Origin of the sequence: Rhodovulum sp. MB263 (assembly GCF_002073975.1) — a bacterium.
Taxonomy (GTDB): domain Bacteria; phylum Pseudomonadota; class Alphaproteobacteria; order Rhodobacterales; family Rhodobacteraceae; genus Rhodovulum.
On the sequence record NZ_CP020384.1, the window covers coordinates 104,229 to 124,699 of the forward strand.

The window sequence follows — 20,471 nt, forward strand, 5'->3', positions numbered from 1 at the left end:
CCATGCATGTCAACGCCCGCTTCTGGGACCGGCTGGCGCCCCGCTATGCCCGGATGACGGTTCGCGATCCCGACGCCTATGAGAAGAAGCTTGCGATGACGCGGGCCTTTCTTGGGCCGGATGCGCAGGTCTTCGAATTCGGCTGCGGCACCGGCACGACGGCCCTGCGGCACGCGCCCCATGCGGGCCATGTCACCGCCATCGACTGTGCCCCGACGATGATCGGGATCGCGCGGCAGAAGGCGGCCGAGGCGGGTATCGGCAATGTCGAGTTCCGGGTCGGCGATCTGTCGGACATGCCCGACAGCCCTGCCGCCTTCGACATGGTGATGGCGCATAACGTGCTGCATCTTCTGCCCGACCGGGCGGGCGCGCTGGCCCGGGTCCGGCGGATGCTGAAGCCGGGCGGCGTGTTCGTGTCCTCCACCGCCTGCGCGGCCGGGGCGCCGTGGCTGTTTCGCGGGGCGATCCGGACCGGACATGCGCTTGGGCTTCTGCCGCTCTTCAACCCGCTGACGGCCGACGGGCTCCGGGCCGAGATCGCGGCGGCGGGCTTCGGGGTCATCGAGGACTGGCGCCCCGAGGGCGGCCGGGTGCCGGTATTGTTCCTGATTGCGCGCAAGCCGTCCTGAGCCGGCGCCCGCGCGACTATCCCTTGCCTTCCGCGCGATCCGGGCGTATATGACCGATCAACAACGGTGGTTCGGCGTCCAAACCCGAACCTCCACCGGATAGGTATGTGCGGGCCGTTGGCCCGCTTTTTTGTTTCTGGAACGCTGCCCATGTCCGAACTCATCGCCAAGACCGCCATCGACCGGCGCCTGGCCGAGATCCTCACCCCTGCCATCGAGGGGATGGGCTTCGAGCTGGTGCGCGTCCGTCTGATGGGCGGCAAGACCAAGACCCTGCAGGTGATGGCCGAACGGCCCGATGGCGGGATCGAGGTCGATGACTGCGCGAAGATCTCGACCGCGATCTCGGCGCTGCTCGATGTCGAGGACCCGGTCGACGAGGCCTATACGCTGGAAGTCTCCTCGCCCGGGATCGACCGGCCGCTGACCCGGCTGAAGGATTTCGGCACCTGGGAAGGCTACGAGGCCAAGCTCGAGACCGCCGAGATGATCGACGGCCGCCGCCGCTTCAAGGGCGTGCTGCAGGGCGTCGAGGATGGCGAGGTTCTGATCGAGATCGACGGCCCGGAAGGCACGCCGGTGATCATCGGGCTGCAATATGACTGGCTTTCGGATGCCAAGCTGGTGCTGACCGAAGAGCTGATTCGCGAGATGCTGAAGGCGCGCAAGGATGCGGGCCTCATCGACGAGAGCGACTTTGACGAGATCGAGACGGACGACGGGTCCGTCCCGCAGGAGGACTGAGACATGGCGATTACCTCTGCCAACCAGCTCGAACTGTTGCAGACCGCCGAGGCGGTGGCGCGCGAGAAGATGATCGACCCCGATCTGGTCGTGCAGGCGATGGAAGAGTCGCTCGCCCGGGCCGCCAAGTCGCGCTACGGGTCCGAGATGGACATCCGCGTGTCGATCGACCGCAAGACCGGCCGCGCCACCTTCACCCGGGTCCGCACCGTGGTCGAGGACGAGGCGCTGGAAAACTATCAGGCCGAGCTGACCGTCAAGCAGGCGAAACAATACCTGACAGATCCGCAGATCGGAGACACGGTGGTCGATGAGGTGCCCCCGGTCGAGCTGGGGCGGATCGCCGCGCAATCGGCCAAGCAGGTCATCCTGCAGAAGGTCCGCGAGGCCGAGCGCGACCGCCAGTACGAGGAATTCAAGGACCGCGCCGGCACGATCATCAACGGTCAGGTCAAGCGCGAGGAATACGGCAACGTCATCGTCGATATCGGCCGGGGCGAGGGCATCCTGCGCCGGAACGAGAAGATCGGCCGCGAAAGCTATCGCCCGAACGACCGCATCCGCTGTTATATCAAGGATGTGCGCCGCGAGACCCGCGGCCCGCAGATCTTCCTCAGCCGGACCGCGCCGGAATTCATGGCCGAGCTGTTCAAGATGGAAGTGCCGGAAATCTACGACGGCATCATCGAGATCAAGGCAGTGGCCCGCGATCCGGGCTCGCGCGCGAAGATCGCGGTCATTTCCTATGACAGCTCTATCGACCCGGTGGGGGCCTGCGTCGGCATGCGCGGCTCGCGCGTGCAGGCCGTGGTGAACGAATTGCAGGGTGAGAAGATCGACATCATTCCGTGGAATGAGGATCAGGCGACCTTCCTCGTGAACGCGCTGCAGCCGGCCGAGGTCTCGAAGGTCGTGATCGACGAGGAGGCCGGCAAGATCGAGGTGGTGGTGCCGGACGAGCAGCTGTCGCTCGCGATCGGGCGCCGCGGCCAGAACGTGCGGCTGGCCTCGCAGCTGACCGCGCTCGACATCGACATCATGACCGAGGCCGAGGAAAGCCAGCGCCGCCAGGCCGAGTTCGAGGAACGCACCAGGCTGTTCATGGACACGCTCGATCTCGACGAGTTCTTCGCCCAGCTTCTGGTCTCGGAAGGATTCACCAATCTCGAAGAGGTCGCCTATGTCGACATCGACGAGCTTCTGGTGATCGACGGGGTCGACGAGGATACCGCCGGCGAGCTGCAGGCCCGGGCCCGCGACCATATCGAAGAGGCGAACCGCAAGGCCCTGGAACATGCGCGCGAGCTTGGCGTCGAGGACAGCCTGGTTGACTTCGAGGGCCTGACACCCCAAATGATCGGGGCACTGGCCGAGGATGGCGTGAAGACGCTGGAAGATTTCGCGACCTGTGCCGACTGGGAGCTTGCCGGTGGCTGGACCACGGTCAATGGCGAGCGGGTCAAGGACGAGGGTATTCTCGAAAAATTCGACGTCTCTCTGGAAGAAGCCCAGACCCTCGTGATGACGGCGCGTGTCCTGCTTGGCTGGGTCGATCCCTCCGAGCTCGAGCCGGAAGCCGGGCCCGAGGAAGAAGAGGGCGGCGAGGAGGAGGCCGGGGCCTGAGGCCCGGCCCCGGAGAGCGGCCATGGCCCGAGCAGGTGCAGGCAGATCGGCCGACGAGCCGCAGAGGCGGTGCATCGCCACGGGTGAGGTGACGCCGAAGGCAGGGCTGATCCGGTTCGTGGTCGGTCCCGGCGATGCGGCGGTGCCCGATTTGCTGGGCAAGCTGCCGGGCCGCGGCATGTGGATCGCGGCCGACCGCGACGCGTTGGAGATGGCGGTGAAGAAGCGCCTGTTCTCGCGTGCGGCAAAACGGCCGGTGGCGGTGCCCGAGGACCTGCTGGCGCAGGTCGAGGCGGGGCTGTTGCGCCGGCTGGTCGACAGCCTGTCACTGGCCCGCAAGGCGGGCTGCGCGGTGGCGGGCTACGAGAAGGTGAAAGGCTGGCTGGACAGCGGGCAGGCGTCGGTCCTGATCCAGGCCAGCGACGGGTCGGAACGGGGCAAGACCAAGCTTCGGCCGCCCCGCGAAGACGATGGATTCATCGGCTGTCTGACGGCCCTGGAATTGGGTTTGGCTTTCGGCCGGGAACATGTGATACATGGCGCGCTTGCGGCTGGCGGACTCACCGAACGTGTAGTAGAGGATGCCGCCAAGCTTTCGGGCGTGCGCAAGAAGGACGGGGGAGGGACCCCCGGAAAGGGTTGAAGACCTTATGGACGATACTGACGGCAAGAAGACTTTGGGTTTGCGCGGTGGTTCGCGGTCTGGCCAGGTGAAGCAGAGCTTTTCGCATGGCCGCACCAAGAACGTGGTCGTCGAGACCAAGCGCAAGCGCGTTGTCGTGCCCAAGCCAGGAGCCGCGAAATCTGGCGGGGCTGGGGGCGGGCATGCCGGAGGCGATCCGTCCAGGCGCCCGGCCGGGATTTCCGATGCCGAGATGGAGCGTCGGCTGAAGGCGCTGCAGGCCGCCAAGCTGCGTGAGGCCGAAGAGGCCCGGCAGCGTGCGGAAGACGAGCGTCAGCGCGAGGAAGAGCGCCAGCGCCGCCGCGAGGAAGCCGAGGCGAAGGAGCGCGAGCAGCGCGAGATCGAAGAGGCCGCCCGCCGCAAGGCCGAAGAGGAAGAGCGCAAGAAGCGCGAGGACGAGGAAGCCGCCAAGAAGAAGGCGGCGGATGCCGAACGCGCAGCCGTCGCGCCCGCAAAGTCCATCCCTGCGGCCGGGCCCGAAGAGACTCGCGCTCCTGCCAAGACCGCGTCTCCGCGCAAGGTCGACCGCGAACGCGAGGGCGGCGCCGACCGCCCGAACCGTGGCAAGACCTCGCCGGGCAAGGGCGACCGCCGCTCCGGCAAGCTGACCGTGAGCCAGGCGCTAACCGGTGGCGAGGGCGGACGTCAGCGCTCGCTGGCGGCGATGAAGCGCAAGCAGGAACGGATGCGCCAGAAGGCGATGGGCGGCGCCGACAAGCACGAGAAGGTCGTGCGCGACGTGCAGGTGCCAGAGACCATCCTGGTTCAGGAACTGGCCAACCGGATGGCGGTGCGGTCCGCCGACGTGGTCAAGTCGCTGATGCAGATGGGCATGATGGTCACGCAGAACCAGTCGATCGATGCCGATACTGCCGAACTGATCGTCGAGGAATTCGGCCACAAGGTCGTGCGCGTGTCCGATGCCGATGTCGAACAGGTGATCGACACCGTCGAGGACAAGGCCGAAGATCTCAAGCCGCGTCCGCCGGTCATCACCATCATGGGCCATGTCGACCACGGCAAGACCTCGCTGCTGGACGCGATCCGCAACGCCAAGGTGGTGGCGGGCGAGGCCGGCGGCATCACCCAGCATATCGGCGCCTATCAGGTGAAAACCGATAGCGGGGCGGTGCTGAGCTTCCTCGACACGCCCGGTCACGCGGCCTTCACCTCGATGCGGGCGCGCGGCGCCCAGGTGACGGATATCGTGGTCCTGGTGGTCGCGGCCGACGACTCGGTCATGCCGCAGACGGTAGAGGCCATCAACCATGCCAAGGCCGCCGGCGTTCCGATGATCGTGGCGATCAACAAATGCGACAAGCCCGCCGCCGACGCGCAGCGCGTCCGCACGGAACTGCTTCAGCATGAGGTGGTCGTCGAGGCGATGTCGGGCGATGTGCAGGATGTCGAGGTGTCGGCCAAGACCGGCCAGGGGCTCGACACGCTGCTCGAGGCCATCGCGCTGCAGGCCGAGATCCTGGAGCTGAAGGCCAACCCCGAACGCGCCGCCATGGGCGCCGTGATCGAGGCGCAGCTGGATGTGGGCCGCGGCCCGGTCGCGACGGTTCTGGTGCAGAACGGCACGCTGAAGCAGGGCGACATCTTCGTCGTCGGCGAGCAATGGGGCAAGGTCCGCGCGCTGGTCAACGACAAGGGCGAGCGGGTCAAGACCGCCGGTCCGTCGGTGCCGGTCGAGGTGCTCGGACTGAACGGCACGCCCGAGGCAGGCGACGTTCTGAACGTGGTCGATACCGAGGCCCAGGCCCGCGAGATCGCCGAATACCGCGAGCACAGCGCCAAGGACAAGCGCGCCGCCGCCGGTGCCGCGACCACGCTTGACCAGCTTCTGGCCAAGGCCAAGGAAGATGCCAATGTGGCCGAGCTTCCGATCCTGATGAAGGCCGACGTGCAGGGCTCTGCCGAGGCCATCGTCCAGGCGATGGAGAAGATCGGCAACGACGAGGTGCGCGTGCGCGTTCTGCATGCCGGTGTCGGGGCCATCACCGAAACCGATGTTGGCCTTGCCGAGGCATCGGGCGCGCCGATCATCGGCTTCAACGTCCGGGCCAATGCACCGGCGCGGAGCGCCGCGAACCAGAAGGGCGTCGAGATCCGCTATTACAGCGTGATCTACGACCTCGTGGACGACGTGAAGGCGGCGGCCTCGGGCCTTCTGTCGAACGAGATCCGCGAGAACTTCATCGGCTATGCCCAGATCAAGGAGGTCTTCAAGGTCTCGGGCGTCGGCAAGGTGGCGGGCTGTCTGGTCACCGAGGGCGTCGCCCGCCGGTCGGCCGGGGTGCGTCTGCTGCGCGACGACGTGGTGGTCCACGAAGGCACGCTGAAGACGCTCAAGCGCTTCAAGGACGAAGTCGCCGAGGTCCAGTCGGGCCAGGAATGCGGTATGGCCTTCGAGAATTACGACGACATCCGTGCCGGCGATGTCATCGAGATCTTCGAGCGTCAGGAAGTCGTCCGGACCCTGGCCTGATCGGGTCCGACCCGACCGGAAACATGAAAAGAGGCGCCTGCTGCTGCGGGCGCCTCTTTTCGTTTCGTCCTGTGTGATCGGTGGCCGGATACCCGGTCGCATGGCCGCGAATGTCCGGTGCGGCCAGTCCGCGGCTTCCGTTTGCCGTTAAGAAAGCGATCTGACCGGCGGCTCTGCCGTCACGCACCGCCGGTCGCAGGGATCAGAGCCAGTCCTGCAGGACCGGGATCAGCGGAATGTCGGCGGGCGGCATCGGGAAATCGCGCAGATCCTTGGCATGAGACCATTTCAGCACCTGTCCCTCGCGGGCCTGCGGCTGGCCCTGCCATTTGCGGCAGGCGAAAAGCGGCATCAGCAGGTGGAAATCGTCATAGGAGTGACTGGCGAAGGTCAGCGGCGCCATGCAGCTTTCCCAGGTGTCGATGCCCAGCTCTTCCTTCAGCTCGCGTTTCAGCGCGGCTTCGGGGGTTTCGCCCGGCTCGATCTTGCCGCCGGGAAATTCCCAGAGACCGGCCATCGACTTGCCTGCGGGGCGTTGGGCGAGAAGAACCCGCCCATCCGCGTCGATCAGGGCCACGGCGGCCACGAGAACGATCTTCACGACCGGTAATCCGCGTTGATCTCGATGTAGCGCTTGGTGAAATCGCAGGTCCAGACCGTCGAGGCGCCCTTGCCAAGGCCCAGATCGACGTTGATCACCAGCTCTTCGCGCTTCATGTAGGCCGCGCCGACCTCTTCGGCATAGCTCTCGGCGGCCCAGCCCTTCTCGGCGACGAGGATGTCGCCGAAGCGGATCGAGATCAGGTCGCGTTCGGCCTGCGCGCCGGACTTGCCGATCGCCATCACGATCCGGCCCCAGTTCGGGTCCTCGCCCGCGACGGCGGTCTTGACCAGCGGCGAATTGGCGATGGCCATGGCGACCTTGCGGGCATCGGCAGGGCTGGCCGCGCCGGTCACCGCGACCTCGACGAACTTGGTCGCGCCCTCGCCATCCTTCACCACCTGATGCGCCAGATCCAGCATCACGCCCCTCAGCGCCTCCTGGAAGGCGCGTCCGGCGGCGCTGCGCAGATCGGTGATCTCGGGGGCCTCCGACTTGCCGGTCGCGGCCAGGATCAGCGTGTCCGAGGTTGACGTGTCTCCGTCGACGGTGATGCTGTTGAAGGTCTCGTCAGAGAGCTTGCCCAGCATCCGCTGCAGAAGCGGCTGCGCGATCTTCGCATCGGTGAAGACATAGGCCAGCATCGTCGCCATGTCGGGCGCGATCATGCCCGAGCCCTTGGCGATGCCCGCGATCCGGATCGGTTGGCCCTCGACCTCGATGGTCGCCGTGGCGCCCTTGGGGAAGGTGTCGGTGGTCATGATCGCGCGCGCGGCCAGCGGCATCGCCTGGGGCGAGAGCCGTTCGGTCAGATCGCCGAGCGCGGCTGTGATCCGCTCATGGGGCAGCGGCTCGCCGATGACGCCGGTCGAGGCGGTGAAGATCCGCGCCTCGGGCACGCCCGCAGCCTTGGCCAGGCCGGCCGCAATCGACTTGACGGCCTCGGCACCGGCGGCCCCGGTGAAGGCGTTGGAATTGCCCGAATTGACCAGGATCGCCGCACCCGCTTCGGGGTCGGCGGCCGCCGCAAGCTTTGCCTCGCAGTCGAGAACCGGCGCCGAGCGCGTGGCCGAGCGGGTGAAGACCCCCGCAATCGCGGTGCCGGGGGCAAGCCGGGCCAGCATCACGTCGAGGCGCCCCTGATAGCGCACGCCCGCTTCCACCGCCGCGAATTCGGCGCCCTCGATCACCGGCAGCGCCGGGAAGCCGGCGGCGGGGGCAAGCGGAGAGATCAACGGGGTCTTGGCCGGGACCTTCTGGGAAAGCGCCACAAGCTGCGAGCGCATGCGGTCGACCTCGCGCTTGAGCGCCTTGATCCTGGCCTTCTTCTTTTTCTTCTTGCCGGGCTCTTCCGTCTCGACCTTCTTCTTCTTGTCCTTGGCCATCTGTCCCTCTTCGCTTGGCTCTTACCGGTCGAGTACCGACTGGTCCTTCAGGATCGCGGGGTCGACCTCGATTTCGGTGCGGGAGACCTCGGCCTCCTCGGTATATTTCTCAAGCGCCGCTTCCATTGCGTCGCGCTGGATCTGCTGCACCAGTTCGCCGCGCACATCCGCAAGCCGCGGCGCATCCTTCAGCCGGGTCTCGTAGAGCTTGATCACATGCCAGCCGAACTGGGTCTGGACCGGGGCCGAGACTTCGCCGGGTTCGAGCACGGTCACGGCCTCCTCGAAGGGCTGGACCATCATGCCTTCCGAGAACCAGCCCAGATCGCCGCCGTTCGGGCCGGAGGGGCCGGTGGATTTCTCCTTGGCGAGTTCGGCGAAATCGGCGCCGTCCTTGAGCTGGGCCTCGATCGCCTGGGCCTCGTCCTCGGTGTCGACGAGAATATGGGCGGCGTGATATTCGTTGATCGGATCGGCGTCGCCATAGGTGGCGTTATAGGCGGCCTTGACCGCCTCGTCGGTCACCGCGGCCTCGGCCAGCCGCGACAGCGCCTCGCCCGCCACGAAGGAGCGGCGCTCGTTCTCCAGCGCCAGCCGGGCGCCGGTCGAGAGATCCTCGCCGATGGCCTCGCCGACAGCGGTCTGCCGGATCAGCTGGTCGAGCACGGCCTGATACAGCACGTCATCGGGAAGCTGCTGGTATTCGGCCGGAAGCTGGGCGCGGAGCACGATCATGTGGCCGATCGTGATCTCCTGATCGCCCACCCGTGCGACGACCGTGTCGGGGCCGATCTCGTCGGCCAGCGCGGGCAGCGCGAGCGTCGCCCCGAGGGCAAGAACGGCAAGCGGTCTGAGGTCAAATGACATGGGCACTCCTTTCGGCGGGCGCTTGGTGGCGTTGACACCATTCCGGCCTCCCCTTACATCGCAACTGGTTCTCGGGGTCGGCCTTATTTCCTTGGCCACTTCTATTGCCGCATTCTCAGGCGGGCAAGCGGTCCGTCGTACAAGATCCTGTCAGATACGCATCCGCGCGGAGAGAACATGCTGGGCATCGGAACACTCACCCGTAAGGTCTTCGGGACCCGGAACGACCGGACGGTCAAGAAGGTGCGTCCGCTGGTCGCCCGCATCAATGCGCTGGAGCCCGAATTCCAGGCGCTGGACGATGAGGGGCTGAAGGCCAAGACGCTGGAATTCAGGCGCCGCTTCGCCGAGGGCGAGACGCTGGACGAGCTGCTGCCCGAGGCTTTCGCCAACTGCCGCGAGGGCGCGCGCCGGGCGCTGGGGCTGAGGGCCTTCGATACCCAGCTGGTGGGTGGCATCTTCCTGCACCGGGGCAATATCGCCGAGATGAAGACCGGCGAGGGCAAGACGCTGGTCGCGACCTTCCCGGCCTATCTGAACGCGCTGACCGGCATGGGCGTGCATATCGTCACCGTGAACGACTACCTCGCCAAGCGCGACGCCGAATGGATGGGCAAGGTCTATGCCATGCTCGGCATGACCACCGGCGTCGTCTATCCGTGGCAGCCCGAACCCGAGAAGCGTGCAGCCTACCGCGCCGACATCACCTACAGCACCAATAACGAGCTGGGCTTCGACTATCTGCGCGACAACATGAAGTCCGAGCTCAAGGACATGGCGCAGCGCGGGCATTATTACGCCATCGTCGACGAGGTCGACTCGATCCTGATCGACGAGGCGCGCACGCCCCTGATCATCTCGGGTCCGAGCCAGGACAGGTCCGAGCTGTACATGACCCTCGACAAGGTCGTGCCCGATCTGACCGACGAGCATTACACGCTCGACGAGAAGATGCGCAACGTGACCTTCACTGAGGAAGGCAACGAGTTCATGGAGAAGCGGCTTCATGAACTGGGCATCCTGCCCGAAGGGCAGTCGCTTTACGATCCTGAAAGCACGACCATCGTCCACCACGCCCAGCAGGCGCTGAAGGCGCACAAGATGTTCCTGAAGGACAAGGAATATATCGTGCGCGACGGCGAGGTGATGCTGATCGACGAATTCACCGGCCGGATGATGCGCGGCCGGCGGCTGTCCGACGGGCTGCACCAGGCCATCGAGGCCAAGGAAGGCGTGCAGATCCAGCCCGAGAACGTGACCCTGGCCTCGGTCACCTTCCAGAACTATTTCCGGCTTTACGACAAGCTGGCGGGCATGACCGGGACGGCGGCGACCGAAGCCGAGGAATTCATGCAGATCTATGGGCTTGGCGTGGTCGAGATCCCGACCAACCGGCCCGTCGCCCGGATCGACGAGCATGACGCCGTCTACCGCACGGCGGCCGAGAAATACGCCGCCATCGTCGAGTCGATCAAGGAGGCCCATGACCGCGGCCAGCCGGTTCTGGTCGGCACCACCTCGATCGAGAAATCCGAGATGCTGTCGGACATGCTCAAGGCGGAAGGCGTGCCGCATAACGTGCTGAACGCCCGCCACCACGAGCAGGAAGCCCAGATCGTCGCCGATGCCGGCCGCTTCGGCGCGGTGACCATCGCCACCAACATGGCCGGGCGCGGCACCGACATCCAGCTGGGCGGCAATGCCGAGATCAAGGTGATGGAGGCGCTCGACGCAGATCCGACCGCCCATCCCGACGCCGTGCGCGCCCGGATCGAGGCCGAGCATGCCGAGGAGAAGAAGAAGGTCCTCGAGGCCGGCGGGCTTTACGTCCTGGGTACCGAACGCCACGAATCGCGCCGCATCGACAACCAGCTGCGCGGCCGTTCGGGCCGTCAGGGCGACCCTGGCCGGTCCTATTTCTTCCTGTCGCTGGAAGACGACCTGATGCGGATCTTCGGCTCCGAGCGTCTGGAGAAGGTTCTCTCCACGCTGGGGATGAAGGAAGGCGAGGCGATCATCCACCCGTGGGTGAACAAGTCGCTCGAAAAGGCCCAGGCCAAGGTCGAGGGCCGCAACTTCGACATCCGCAAGCAGCTGCTGAAATTCGACGACGTGATGAACGACCAGCGCAAGGTCATCTTCGGTCAGCGCCGCGAGATCATGGAGGCGGACGACCTGTCGGATATCGTGCAGGACATGCGCCAGGAGGTGATCGACGAACTGGTCGAGACCTATATTCCGCCGCGCTCCTATGCCGATCAGTGGGATGTAGAGGGCCTTCAGCGCGCTGTTGCCGAGACCCTCAATCTCGACCTGCCGGTCAAGGACTGGGCCGAGGAAGAGGGCGTCGACGACGAGCTTATCACCGAGCGGATTGCCACGGCCTCGGATGAGGCGATGGCCGCGAAGGCGGCGCAGTTCGGTCTCGAGGCGATGCGCAATATCGAGAAACAGATGCTGTTGCAGGCCATCGACACCAAATGGCGCGAACATCTGCTCAAGCTCGAACATCTGCGCTCGGTCATCGGGTTCCGCGGCTATGCGCAGCGCGATCCGCTGAACGAATACAAGACGGAAAGCTTCGCGCTGTTCGAATCGATGCTGAACAGCCTGCGCGAGGACGTGACCCAGAAACTTGCACAGATCCGGCCGCTGACCGAGGACGAGCGCAACGACATGATCCGCCAGCTTGCCGAACAGCAGGCCCGGCTGGCCGAGGCGACGGCACAGGCCCAGCCCTCGCATGCCGAGGCGCCCGCGGGCGGAACCGAACCCGCCCCGGCGGCCCTGGCCGCAGCGCAGTCGGGCTTCGACGAGACCCGGCCCGAGACCTGGGGCAATCCCAGCCGCAACGATCCCTGCCCGTGCGGCTCGGGCAAGAAGTTCAAGCATTGCCACGGTCAACTGGTCTGAGCAGGGCGGCCGTCCTGCCGGACGGTTGAAATCGGCGCGGCCAGATCGGACACTCGGCCCGAACAGAGGCAATCACTCCGGTCCGGTCGCGATGCGGTTTCTCATTGGCGCTGTCCTTCTCTGCGCGGCGCTTTTCCCTCCTGCCTCGCGGCCCGCTTCGGCCGGAGAGGTGACGCTGCTGCCGCGTGAAGAGGGCGCGGCCGGGATCCGCGGTCGTCTGCTCGGCTTCGATGGCGAGCTCTACAGGCTCGACACCATCTACGGACAGCTGACGGTCGACGGCGCCGGCGTGAGCTGCAAGGGTGCGGCCTGTCCGGATCCCGGGGCGCGGGTGGCGCGGATCGCGCTGTCTGGCAGCCCGGTGCTGGGTGAGAGGCTGATGCCCGCGCTGATCGAGGGCTTTGCCGCCGCGCGCGGGCTTGTCGTCGAGCGCGGGGCCGAGGGGCGGAACCGGCTGTTCCGCCTGCGCGCGCCGGAGGGCGGCCCGCTGCGGGCCGAGATCGTGCTGGCCTCGGGCAGCACCGGCGAGGGGGTTGCCGACCTGTTGACCGGCGCGGCCCGGATCGTGATGGCCGACCGCGAGATCCTGCCCGAAGAGATCGCCCGTATCCGCGAGGCGGGCTTTGGCGATCTGTCACGGCCGTTTCGGCGCCGTATCCTTGCGCTTGACGCCATCGTCCCGGTGGTGGCCCCCGATAGCCGGCTGGGTGCCCCTGAGCGCGGGCTTTCGCGCGCGTCCATTCTGGGGCTTCTGAGCGGTGAGATCGCCGAGTGGTCCGGGCTCGGCGGGTCCCCGGCGCCGGTCATCATCCATCTGCCGGGACGGGGGCCGGGGCTGCGCCAGTGGCCCGAGGCGCGGGTGCCGGAAGGCCGGATGCCGGTGGCTTCGGCGCGGCGCCATGAAAGCGCGGCAGCGGTCGCGACGGCGGTGGCGGCCGATCCCATGGGCTTTGGTCTGGCGCGGCTCTCGACGCTCGGGGAGGCGCTGCAGGTCCCGCTGGCGGATGGCTGCGGCACGCGGCTTGTGGCATCGGCGCAGACCGTGAAGACCGGCGATTACCCCTATGTGGCGCCGCTGTCGCTTTATCTCGGCAGCCCCAGGCTGCCCCGGTTCGGGCGGGATTTTCTGGACTATCTGAAGACGCCCGCCGCCCAGATCGCGATCCGCCGGGCGGGGTTTGTCGATCTCCTGCGCGAGGAGATCCCGCTTGACCGGCAGGGCGACCGGCTGGCCCTGGCCATCGCTCGGGCGCGCCCCGGGGACGGTCTGCGGGAATTGCAGCGGTTGGTTGCGACGCTGGGCGGGGCGGTTCGCCTGTCCGAGACCTTCCGCAGCGCTCCCGGCGGCGCGGATGCGCAGGTGCGGGCCAATATCGCGGCGGTGGCCGCGGCGCTGGAGGCAGGTCAATTCGACGGGCGCAGGCTGATCCTGGCCGGGTTTTCCGACGGGGCGGCCGGGCCGGAGGGCGGTGGCGTAGAGGCCCGGCGCGATGCCGAGGCGGTGCGCGATGCGATACGCGCAGCCGCGACCGCCGCCGATTTCGGCCGGGTCCGGATCGAGGTGGCGGGCTTCGGCGACCTGCTGCCGGTGATGTGCAATGGCGGCGACGGTGACGGTCCGGACCAGAGCCATGGTGGGGTGCCGGATGACTGGACAGCGCGGCTCAACCGCCGGGTCGAGCTCTGGCTGCGCTGAACCGCGGGGCCGTTTATAGATAGCCTTCCGACCGGAAGCTGAGCTCGCGCGCCTTGCCGACGATCAGGTGATCGTGCAGCACCAGCCCCAGCGCGGCGCAGGCGGCCTCTATCTGGGTCGTCATGGAGATGTCCGATTGCGAGGGAGTCGGGTCGCCGGACGGGTGGTTATGGACGAGGATCAGGGCCGAGGCGTTCAGCTCCAGCGCACGCTTGACCACCTCGCGCGGATAGACCGGGACATGATCGACGGTGCCGCGCGCCTGTTCCTCATCGGCGATCAGGACGTTCTTGCGGTCGAGAAACAGCACCCGGAACTGCTCGGTCTCGCGATGGGCCATGGCGGTGCGGCAATAGTCCAGAAGCGCGTCCCAGCTCGACAGCACGGGCCGGTGCATGACCCGGGTCCGGGCCAGCCGTTGTGCCGCCGCCTCGACCAGTTTCAGCTCGACGATGACAGAGGGGCCGACGCCGCGCACCTCCTGCAGCCGCGCGACCGGGGCCGAAAGCACGCCGTTGAAGTCGCGGAAGCGGTCGAGCAGCAGCCGGGCCAGCGGCTTGACGTCCTGCCGCGGCAGGGCGCGGAACAGCACCATCTCGAGCAGTTCGTAATCGGGCATCGCCGCCGCGCCGCCCGCCATGAAGCGGTCGCGGAGCCGCCTGCGATGGTCGCGGATATAGGAGGGCAGGCGCTCGCCTGGGGCGAGGGTGCGCACCGGCGCCTCTGCGAAAAGCGGCAGTGGCGGATCTTCGGAGGAGGAGGGTGGCGTCGGGCGCGGCATGATCCGACGCTACCGGATTCAAGGTGAATGAAAGGTTAAGGCTAAAGGGCAGGGCTATTGCCGAGAGTGCCGTCGAGCGTGACGCCGAAAGCGCAGGGAAAACGCGGGCCGGGGGCCCGCGTCAGCTTTTCATCCCGTCCCAGAAGCTTTTCACCTTGGTGAAGAAGGACGATCCTTCCGGATTGTTCTCTTCGCTCAGCTCCTCGAATTCGCGCAGAAGCTCTTTCTGGCGGCTGGTGAGGTTGACCGGGGTCTCGACCGCAAGCTCGATGAACATGTCGCCCTGGGCATTGCCGCGAAGCGCGGGCATGCCCTTGCTGCGCAGCCGCATCTGCTTGCCGGACTGGCTGCCGCCGGGCACCTTCACCCGCGACCGGCCGCCATCGATGGTCGGCACCTCGATCTCGCCACCAAGCGCGGCAGCGGTCATCGAGACCGGCACCCGGCAGAACAGGTTCAGCCCGTCGCGCTCGAAGAGCGGATGGCCCGCCACCTCGATGAAGATGTAGAGATCGCCCGCAGGCCCGCCCCTGAGCCCGGCCTCGCCCTCGCCGGCAAGCCGGATCCGGGTGCCGGTCTCGACGCCCGCGGGGATGTTGACCGAGAGCGAGCGGTCGCGCTCGATCCGGCCTGCGCCGCCGCAGGACTTGCAGGGGTTCTTGACGATCTGGCCCATGCCGCCGCAGGTCGGACAGGTCCGTTCCACGGTGAAAAAGCCCTGCTGCGCCCGGACCTTGCCCATGCCCGAACAGGTCGGACAGGTGGCCGGTTCGGCGCCGCCCGCAGCCCCGGTGCCGTTGCAGACATCGCAGGCCACCGAGCTGGGGACCTTGATCGTCTTCTGCAGGCCCGAATAGGCTTCCTCGAGCGTGATGCGGAGATTGTAGCGCAGGTCGGAGCCGCGCGTGGCACGCTGGCGCCCGCCGGGGCCCGCCCCGCCCATGAAATCGCCGAACAGGTCGTCGAAGACGTTGGAGAAGGCCGAGGCGAAATCGCCCTGACCGCCGAAGCCACCGCCCATGCCGCCCATGCCGCCGGGACCGCGCCCGCCGCCCTGTTCGAAGGCGGCATGGCCGAACCGGTCATAGGCGGCCTTCTTGTCGGGGTCCTTCAGCGTCTCGTAGGCCTCGTTGACCTCCTTGAACTGCCCTTCCGCCTTGGGATTGTCCGCATTGCGGTCCGGGTGCAGTTCCTTGGCCTTCTTGCGATAGGCCTTCTTGATCTCTTCGGCCGAGGCGCCGCGGGCAATCCCGAGAACCTCGTAGAAATCGCGCTTTGCCATCAGCTAACCCTCTTCCCGAAACACGCTGGCCGGCCCGGTTTCCCGGACCGGCCGCTTTGGGTCCGGTCGCGCGTCACGAGCGCTTGCGATCGTCGTCCAGATCCTCGAACTCGGCATCGACGATCTCGTCATCCACACCGGTCGGTTCGTCGCGGGCCTCGGGCTCGTCGTTGTCCGGGGTGTCCTGCTGCTGGGCCTTGTAGATCGCCTCGCCCAGTTTCATCGCGGCTTCGGACACGTTCTGGATGCCGCCCTTGATCTTGCCGGCATCGTCGCTTTCAAGCACGTCCTTCAGCGCGGCCACGGCCAGCTCGATCGCCTCGACGGTCGAGGGGTCGACCTTGTCGCCATGTTCCTCGATCGACTTCTCGGTCGAGTGGATCAGGCTTTCGGCCTGGTTCTTGGTCTCGACCAGTTCGCGGCGCGACTTGTCGGCTTCGGCATTGGCCTCGGCCTCGCGCACCATCTTGTCGATCTCGTCATCCGAGAGACCGCCCGAGGCCTGGATCGTGATCTTCTGTTCGCGGCCGGTGCCCTTGTCCTTGGCCGAGACCGAGACGATGCCGTTGGCGTCGATGTCGAAGGTCACCTCGATCTGCGGCATGCCGCGCGGCGCGGGCGGGATTTCCTCGAGATTGAACTGGCCGAGCATCTTGTTGTCGGCCGCCATCTCGCGCTCGCCCTGGAAGACCCGGATCGTCACGGCGCTCTGGTTGTCCTCGGCGGTCGAGAAGATCTGGCTTTTCTTGGTCGGGATCGTGGTGTTGCGGTCGATCAGCCGGGTGAAGACGCCGCCCAGGGTCTCGATGCCCAGAGACAGCGGGGTCACGTCAAGCAGCACCACGTCCTTGACGTCGCCCTGCAGCACGCCGGCCTGGATCGCGGCGCCCATGGCCACGACCTCGTCGGGGTTCACGCCCTTGTGCGGTTCCTTGCCGAAGAACTTGGTCACTTCCTCGATGACCCGGGGCATCCGGGTCATGCCCCCGACCAGCACCACCTCGTCGATATCCGAGGTCGAGAGCCCGGCATCCTTCAGCGCGTCCTGGCAGGGCTTGATCGAGCGCTTGATCAGGTCGCCGACGAGGCTTTCCAGCTTGGCGCGGGTCAGCTTCATCACCAGGTGCAGCGGCGTGCCGGCCTGCGGGTCCATCGAGATGAACGGCTGGTTGATTTCGGTCTGGCTGGAGGAGGACAGCTCGATCTTGGCCTTCTCGGCGGCTTCCTTCAGCCGTTGCAGGGCCATCTTGTCCCTGGTCAGATCGACGCCGTGTTCCTTTTTGAACTCGTCGGCCAGGTAGGCGACGATGCGCATGTCGAAGTCCTCGCCGCCGAGGAAGGTGTCCCCGTTGGTCGATTTCACCTCGAACAGGCCGTCGTCGATTTCCAGAATGGTGATGTCGAAGGTGCCGCCGCCGAGGTCATAGACCGCGATGGTGCGGGTTTCCTTCTTGTCGAGCCCGTAGGCCAGCGCGGCGGCCGTCGGTTCGTTGATGATGCGCAGCACCTCGAGACCGGCGATCTTGCCGGCATCCTTGGTGGCCTGACGCTGGGCGTCGTTGAAATAGGCCGGAACGGTGATGACGGCCTGCGTCACGTCCTCGCCGAGATAGCTTTCGGCGGTTTCCTTCATCTTCTGCAGGATGAAGGCCGAGATCTGGCTGGGCGAGTATTTCTCGCCGCGGACGCTGACCCAGGCGTCGCCATTGCCGCCGTCCACGATGGAATAGGGGACGTGCTTCTTGTCCTTCTCGACCTCGGCGTCGTCGACCCGGCGGCCGATCAGCCGCTTGACTGCAAAGACGGTGTTCTCGGGGTTGGTGACGGCCTGGCGCTTGGCGGGCTGGCCGGCCAGGCGCTCGTTGTCGGTGAAGGCCACGATCGACGGGGTCGTCCGCGCGCCTTCGGCATTCTCGATGACCCGGGGTTGCGCCCCGTCCATGATGGCGACGCAGGAGTTGGTGGTCCCGAGGTCGATCCCGATGACTTTACCCATGATATCTTACCTCTTCATTCGGCGATGTTGTGGGGAGCAGACCCTCAGGAGGCCTCTGCGCCCCGATCCCATGGGCCACGGTCGCCCGGGCCCGTTTCTCGGGCGTATATAAGGAGGGGTGTGAGACCCTGCAAGCGGAGCCTATTGCAGAAATGTGGGTGTGGTGAACGATGTCTGAGACGGAAAGACCGAAGGAACCGGTGCCGGGGCTGGTGGTGCGGGGAGTCGAGATATTTCCCGGCCTGCTCGATCCCGCGGCCCGGGCCGGGCTGATGACCGAGATCGCGGCGGTGATGGCCGCGGCGCCGCCGGTCCAGCCCGAAACCCGGTTCGGGCGAAAGATGAGCGTGCGGATGACCTCGGCCGGAAAATACGGCTGGGTCTCGGACCGGCGCGGCTACCGCTACGAGACCCGGCACCCGTCGGGAGTGGCCTGGCCGCCGATCCCGGCGCCGGTGCTGGCGCTGTGGCACCGGGTGACCGGGTTTGCGCGCGCGCCCGACTGCTGTCTCGTGAACCTCTATCGCGACGGCGCGAAGATGGGCCTGCATCAGGACCGCGACGAGGCCGATTTCTCCTGGCCCATCGTCTCGGTCTCGCTGGGCGACGAGGCGCGGTTCCGGATCGGCGACGTGACCCGGGGCGGGCCGACCGAAAGCCTCTGGCTGAAATCCGGCGACGTTCTGATGATGCGCGGCGCGGCCCGGCTGATCCATCACGGCATCGACCGGGTGCGGGGCGGCAGCTCGACCCTGATCGAGGGCGGCGGCCGGATCAACCTGACGCTCCGGGTGGTGGACTGACGGCCGGTCGCGCCGCAGTCCCGCCCCGGTTCCACCCCGGTCCCGCCCGGCAAGGAAACGCTCGTTCGGTCCCGGGGAAAATCACCTTTTCCGTGTGTTCTTGCCGTCGCCCGGCAAGCCGCGCATAACGTGACTGCGAATTTGTTTCGTCGCGCGAGACGATGTCAGGAGGAAAATTTGGATTACGCTCAGCTTGAAACCGTGATGCGCAAGACAGCGCTTCTGGCCGGGGCACGTATCATGGAAATCTACGCTGCGCCCGATTTCGAGGTGCGCGCCAAGGCCGATTCCAGCCCCGTGACCGAGGCCGACGAGGCCGCCGATGCGCTGATCACGGCCGAGCTGAAACAGGCCTTTCCGGACCTGCTGATCGTCACCGAGGAGCAGGCCGAGACCCATGCCGAGCACGCCGCCGATTTCCTGATCGTCGATCCGCTCGACGGCACCAAGGAATTCGTCAAGCGCCGGGGCGATTTCACCGTCAACATCGCCTGGATCGAGGGCGGGGTTCCGGTGCGCGGCGTGGTCTATGCCCCGGCGCGCGGGCGGCTGTTCTATACCCGGGCCGATGGCGCGACCGTCGAGGAAACCGGCGATCTGGCGCTCGATACGGTCGGGCCGGTCACGCCGCTCTCTGTCTCGACCCCCGACAATGGCGCGCTGATGGTCGTGGCCTCGAAATCGCATCGCGATCAGGCCACCGACGATTACATCGGCAAATATGCCGTGCGCGACATGACCTCGGCCGGATCCTCGCTGAAATTCTGCCTCGTCGCGACCGGCGAGGCCGATCTTTACCCGCGGCTCGGGCGCACCATGGAATGGGATACCGCGGCCGGGCATGCGGTGCTGGCGGGCGCGGGCGGCGAGGTCGTGCGTTTCGACGATCACAGCCCGCTGCGCTATGGCAAGCCGGGCTACGAGAACCCGTTCTTCATCGCCCTTGCACCGGGCGTCGAGCTGAAAGGCGTCTGATGTCCGTCGTCATCGTGATCCCGGCGCGCTACGCTTCGTCGCGTTATCCGGGCAAGCCTCTGGCGCTTCTGAAGGGCGCCTCCGGGCAGGAAAAGAGCCTGATCCAGCGGTCCTGGGAGGCGGCGCAGGCGGTTTCGGGCATCGACCGGGTGGTGGTCGCGACCGATGACGAGCGCATCCGCACCGCGGCCGAGGCTTTCGGCGCCGAGGTGGTGATGACCTCCGGGACCTGCGCCAACGGGACCGAGCGGGTGGCCGAGGCGCTCGGGGTGCTGGGCGGCGAGGTCGAGATCGCGGTCAACCTGCAGGGCGATGCGCCGCTGACGCCCGCCTGGTTCGTCGAGGATCTGGTGACGGGGCTGCGCGCCGATCCCGGTGCCGATCTGGCGACCCCGGTGCTGCGCTGCGACGGGCAGGGGCTGAACGCGTTGCTGGAAGATCGCCGCGCGGGCCGGGTCGGCGGCACCACCGCCGTCTTCGGCGCGGGCAACCGGGCGCTCTATTTCTCGAAGGAGGTCATCCCCTATACCGGGCAGAACTATGCCGACACCGCGCCGACGCCGGTCTTTCACCATGTCGGGGTCTATGCCTACCGTCCCGCGGCGCTCGAGACCTACCTTCGGCTTGCGCCGGGGCCGCTGGAAGGGCTCGAAGGGCTCGAACAGCTGCGCTTCCTCGAACATGGCCGGCCGGTCCTCTGCGTCGAGGTAGCGGCGCGCGGCCGCCAGTTCTGGGAGTTGAACAACCCCACGGACGTTCCGCGGATCGAGGCGATGATGGCCGCGATGGGGATCGACTGAGATGGGGCCCGCCTTGGCGGCCAGGGCGGCGAACCGGTGCGGCAGGATTCTGCCAACCGCTTCGCCGCATGGCGCGAAAACCGGCGAGCGTCATGAAATGTTTCCAGTATCGGAATAACCCCGCCGAATTGTCGGGTTTTTTAATAAATAATATCGATGTTACGCGCCGGCCCGGTCAATATGGGCCGGGATGAAATGAA

General features: G+C 66.7%; 16 protein-coding genes. 10 read left to right on the top strand and 6 right to left on the bottom strand.

Annotated elements, in window-relative coordinates; translation table 11 throughout:
* Positions 1-2: 2 nt before the first annotated feature.
* The 5 genes from B5V46_RS00585 (at position 3) to infB (ending at position 6,172) form a co-directional block, all read left to right on the top strand.
* A complete protein-coding gene (locus tag B5V46_RS00585; RefSeq protein WP_080614786.1) occupies positions 3-632 on the top strand; it encodes a class I SAM-dependent methyltransferase in 630 nt (209 codons plus the stop codon).
* Positions 633-782: 150 nt separating this feature from the next.
* Entirely contained in the window at positions 783-1,376 is a 594-nt protein-coding gene (gene rimP / locus B5V46_RS00590; protein WP_196774301.1) for a ribosome maturation factor RimP, read from the top strand.
* A 3-nt stretch (positions 1,377-1,379) separates the two neighbouring features.
* The gene (gene nusA / locus B5V46_RS00595) at positions 1,380-2,999 is read left to right on the top strand and encodes a transcription termination factor NusA (RefSeq protein WP_080614788.1); all 1,620 of its coding nucleotides are present in this window, start codon (positions 1,380-1,382) and stop codon (positions 2,997-2,999) included.
* A 22-nt stretch (positions 3,000-3,021) separates the two neighbouring features.
* Positions 3,022-3,642 carry an RNA-binding protein gene (locus tag B5V46_RS00600; protein ID WP_080614789.1) on the top strand — a complete coding sequence of 207 codons (621 nt, stop codon included), beginning with the start codon at positions 3,022-3,024 and terminating at the stop codon, positions 3,640-3,642.
* Positions 3,643-3,649: 7 nt separating this feature from the next.
* Entirely contained in the window at positions 3,650-6,172 is a 2,523-nt protein-coding gene (infB, locus tag B5V46_RS00605) for a translation initiation factor IF-2 (protein WP_080614790.1), read from the top strand.
* Positions 6,173-6,374: 202 nt separating this feature from the next.
* On the opposite strand, the gene mutT is transcribed toward infB, so the two are convergent.
* From mutT to B5V46_RS00620, 3 genes are all read right to left on the bottom strand, one after another.
* Positions 6,375-6,773 carry an 8-oxo-dGTP diphosphatase MutT gene (mutT, locus tag B5V46_RS00610; RefSeq protein ID WP_080614791.1) on the bottom strand — a complete coding sequence of 133 codons (399 nt, stop codon included), beginning with the start codon at positions 6,771-6,773 and terminating at the stop codon, positions 6,375-6,377.
* Positions 6,770-8,059: a bifunctional glutamate N-acetyltransferase/amino-acid acetyltransferase ArgJ gene (gene argJ, locus B5V46_RS00615; protein ID WP_231119325.1), complete on the bottom strand. Its 1,290-nt coding sequence runs from the start codon at positions 8,057-8,059 to the stop codon at positions 6,770-6,772. The genes mutT and argJ overlap by 4 nt, the downstream gene beginning before the upstream one ends.
* 120 nt (positions 8,060-8,179) lie before the next feature.
* A complete protein-coding gene (locus B5V46_RS00620) occupies positions 8,180-9,025 on the bottom strand; it encodes a peptidylprolyl isomerase (protein ID WP_080614793.1) in 846 nt (281 codons plus the stop codon).
* Between the two features lie 177 nt (positions 9,026-9,202).
* On the opposite strand from B5V46_RS00620, the gene secA reads away from it, so the two are divergent.
* Together secA and B5V46_RS00630 are read left to right on the top strand one after the other, a co-directional pair.
* Positions 9,203-11,938: a preprotein translocase subunit SecA gene (gene secA / locus B5V46_RS00625; RefSeq protein WP_080614794.1), complete on the top strand. Its 2,736-nt coding sequence runs from the start codon at positions 9,203-9,205 to the stop codon at positions 11,936-11,938.
* Positions 11,939-12,107: 169 nt separating this feature from the next.
* Complete coding sequence (locus B5V46_RS00630; protein ID WP_196774302.1) at positions 12,108-13,634, top strand: substrate-binding domain-containing protein; 1,527 nt, start codon at positions 12,108-12,110, stop codon at positions 13,632-13,634.
* Positions 13,635-13,647: 13 nt separating this feature from the next.
* On the opposite strand, the gene radC is transcribed toward B5V46_RS00630, so the two are convergent.
* From radC to dnaK, 3 genes are all read right to left on the bottom strand, one after another.
* The gene (gene radC / locus B5V46_RS00635) at positions 13,648-14,415 is read right to left on the bottom strand and encodes a DNA repair protein RadC (RefSeq protein WP_080614796.1); all 768 of its coding nucleotides are present in this window, start codon (positions 14,413-14,415) and stop codon (positions 13,648-13,650) included.
* Positions 14,416-14,536: 121 nt separating this feature from the next.
* Positions 14,537-15,697, bottom strand: coding sequence for a molecular chaperone DnaJ (dnaJ, locus tag B5V46_RS00640; protein ID WP_080614797.1), 1,161 nt, complete (start codon positions 15,695-15,697; stop codon positions 14,537-14,539).
* Positions 15,698-15,770: 73 nt separating this feature from the next.
* Entirely contained in the window at positions 15,771-17,693 is a 1,923-nt protein-coding gene (dnaK, locus tag B5V46_RS00645) for a molecular chaperone DnaK (protein WP_080614798.1), read from the bottom strand.
* Between the two features lie 170 nt (positions 17,694-17,863).
* Between dnaK and B5V46_RS00650 the strand changes: the two genes are divergently transcribed.
* The 3 genes from B5V46_RS00650 to B5V46_RS00660 all read left to right on the top strand — a co-directional run bounded on the left by B5V46_RS00650 (position 17,864) and on the right by B5V46_RS00660 (position 20,271).
* Positions 17,864-18,496 carry an alpha-ketoglutarate-dependent dioxygenase AlkB gene (locus B5V46_RS00650; RefSeq protein ID WP_080614799.1) on the top strand — a complete coding sequence of 211 codons (633 nt, stop codon included), beginning with the start codon at positions 17,864-17,866 and terminating at the stop codon, positions 18,494-18,496.
* A gap of 177 nt (positions 18,497-18,673) precedes the next feature.
* Positions 18,674-19,471, top strand: coding sequence for a 3'(2'),5'-bisphosphate nucleotidase CysQ (cysQ, locus tag B5V46_RS00655; RefSeq protein ID WP_231119183.1), 798 nt, complete (start codon positions 18,674-18,676; stop codon positions 19,469-19,471).
* Positions 19,471-20,271 carry a 3-deoxy-manno-octulosonate cytidylyltransferase gene (locus tag B5V46_RS00660; protein ID WP_080614801.1) on the top strand — a complete coding sequence of 267 codons (801 nt, stop codon included), beginning with the start codon at positions 19,471-19,473 and terminating at the stop codon, positions 20,269-20,271. The genes cysQ and B5V46_RS00660 overlap by 1 nt, the downstream gene beginning before the upstream one ends.
* Positions 20,272-20,471 lie beyond the last annotated feature (200 nt).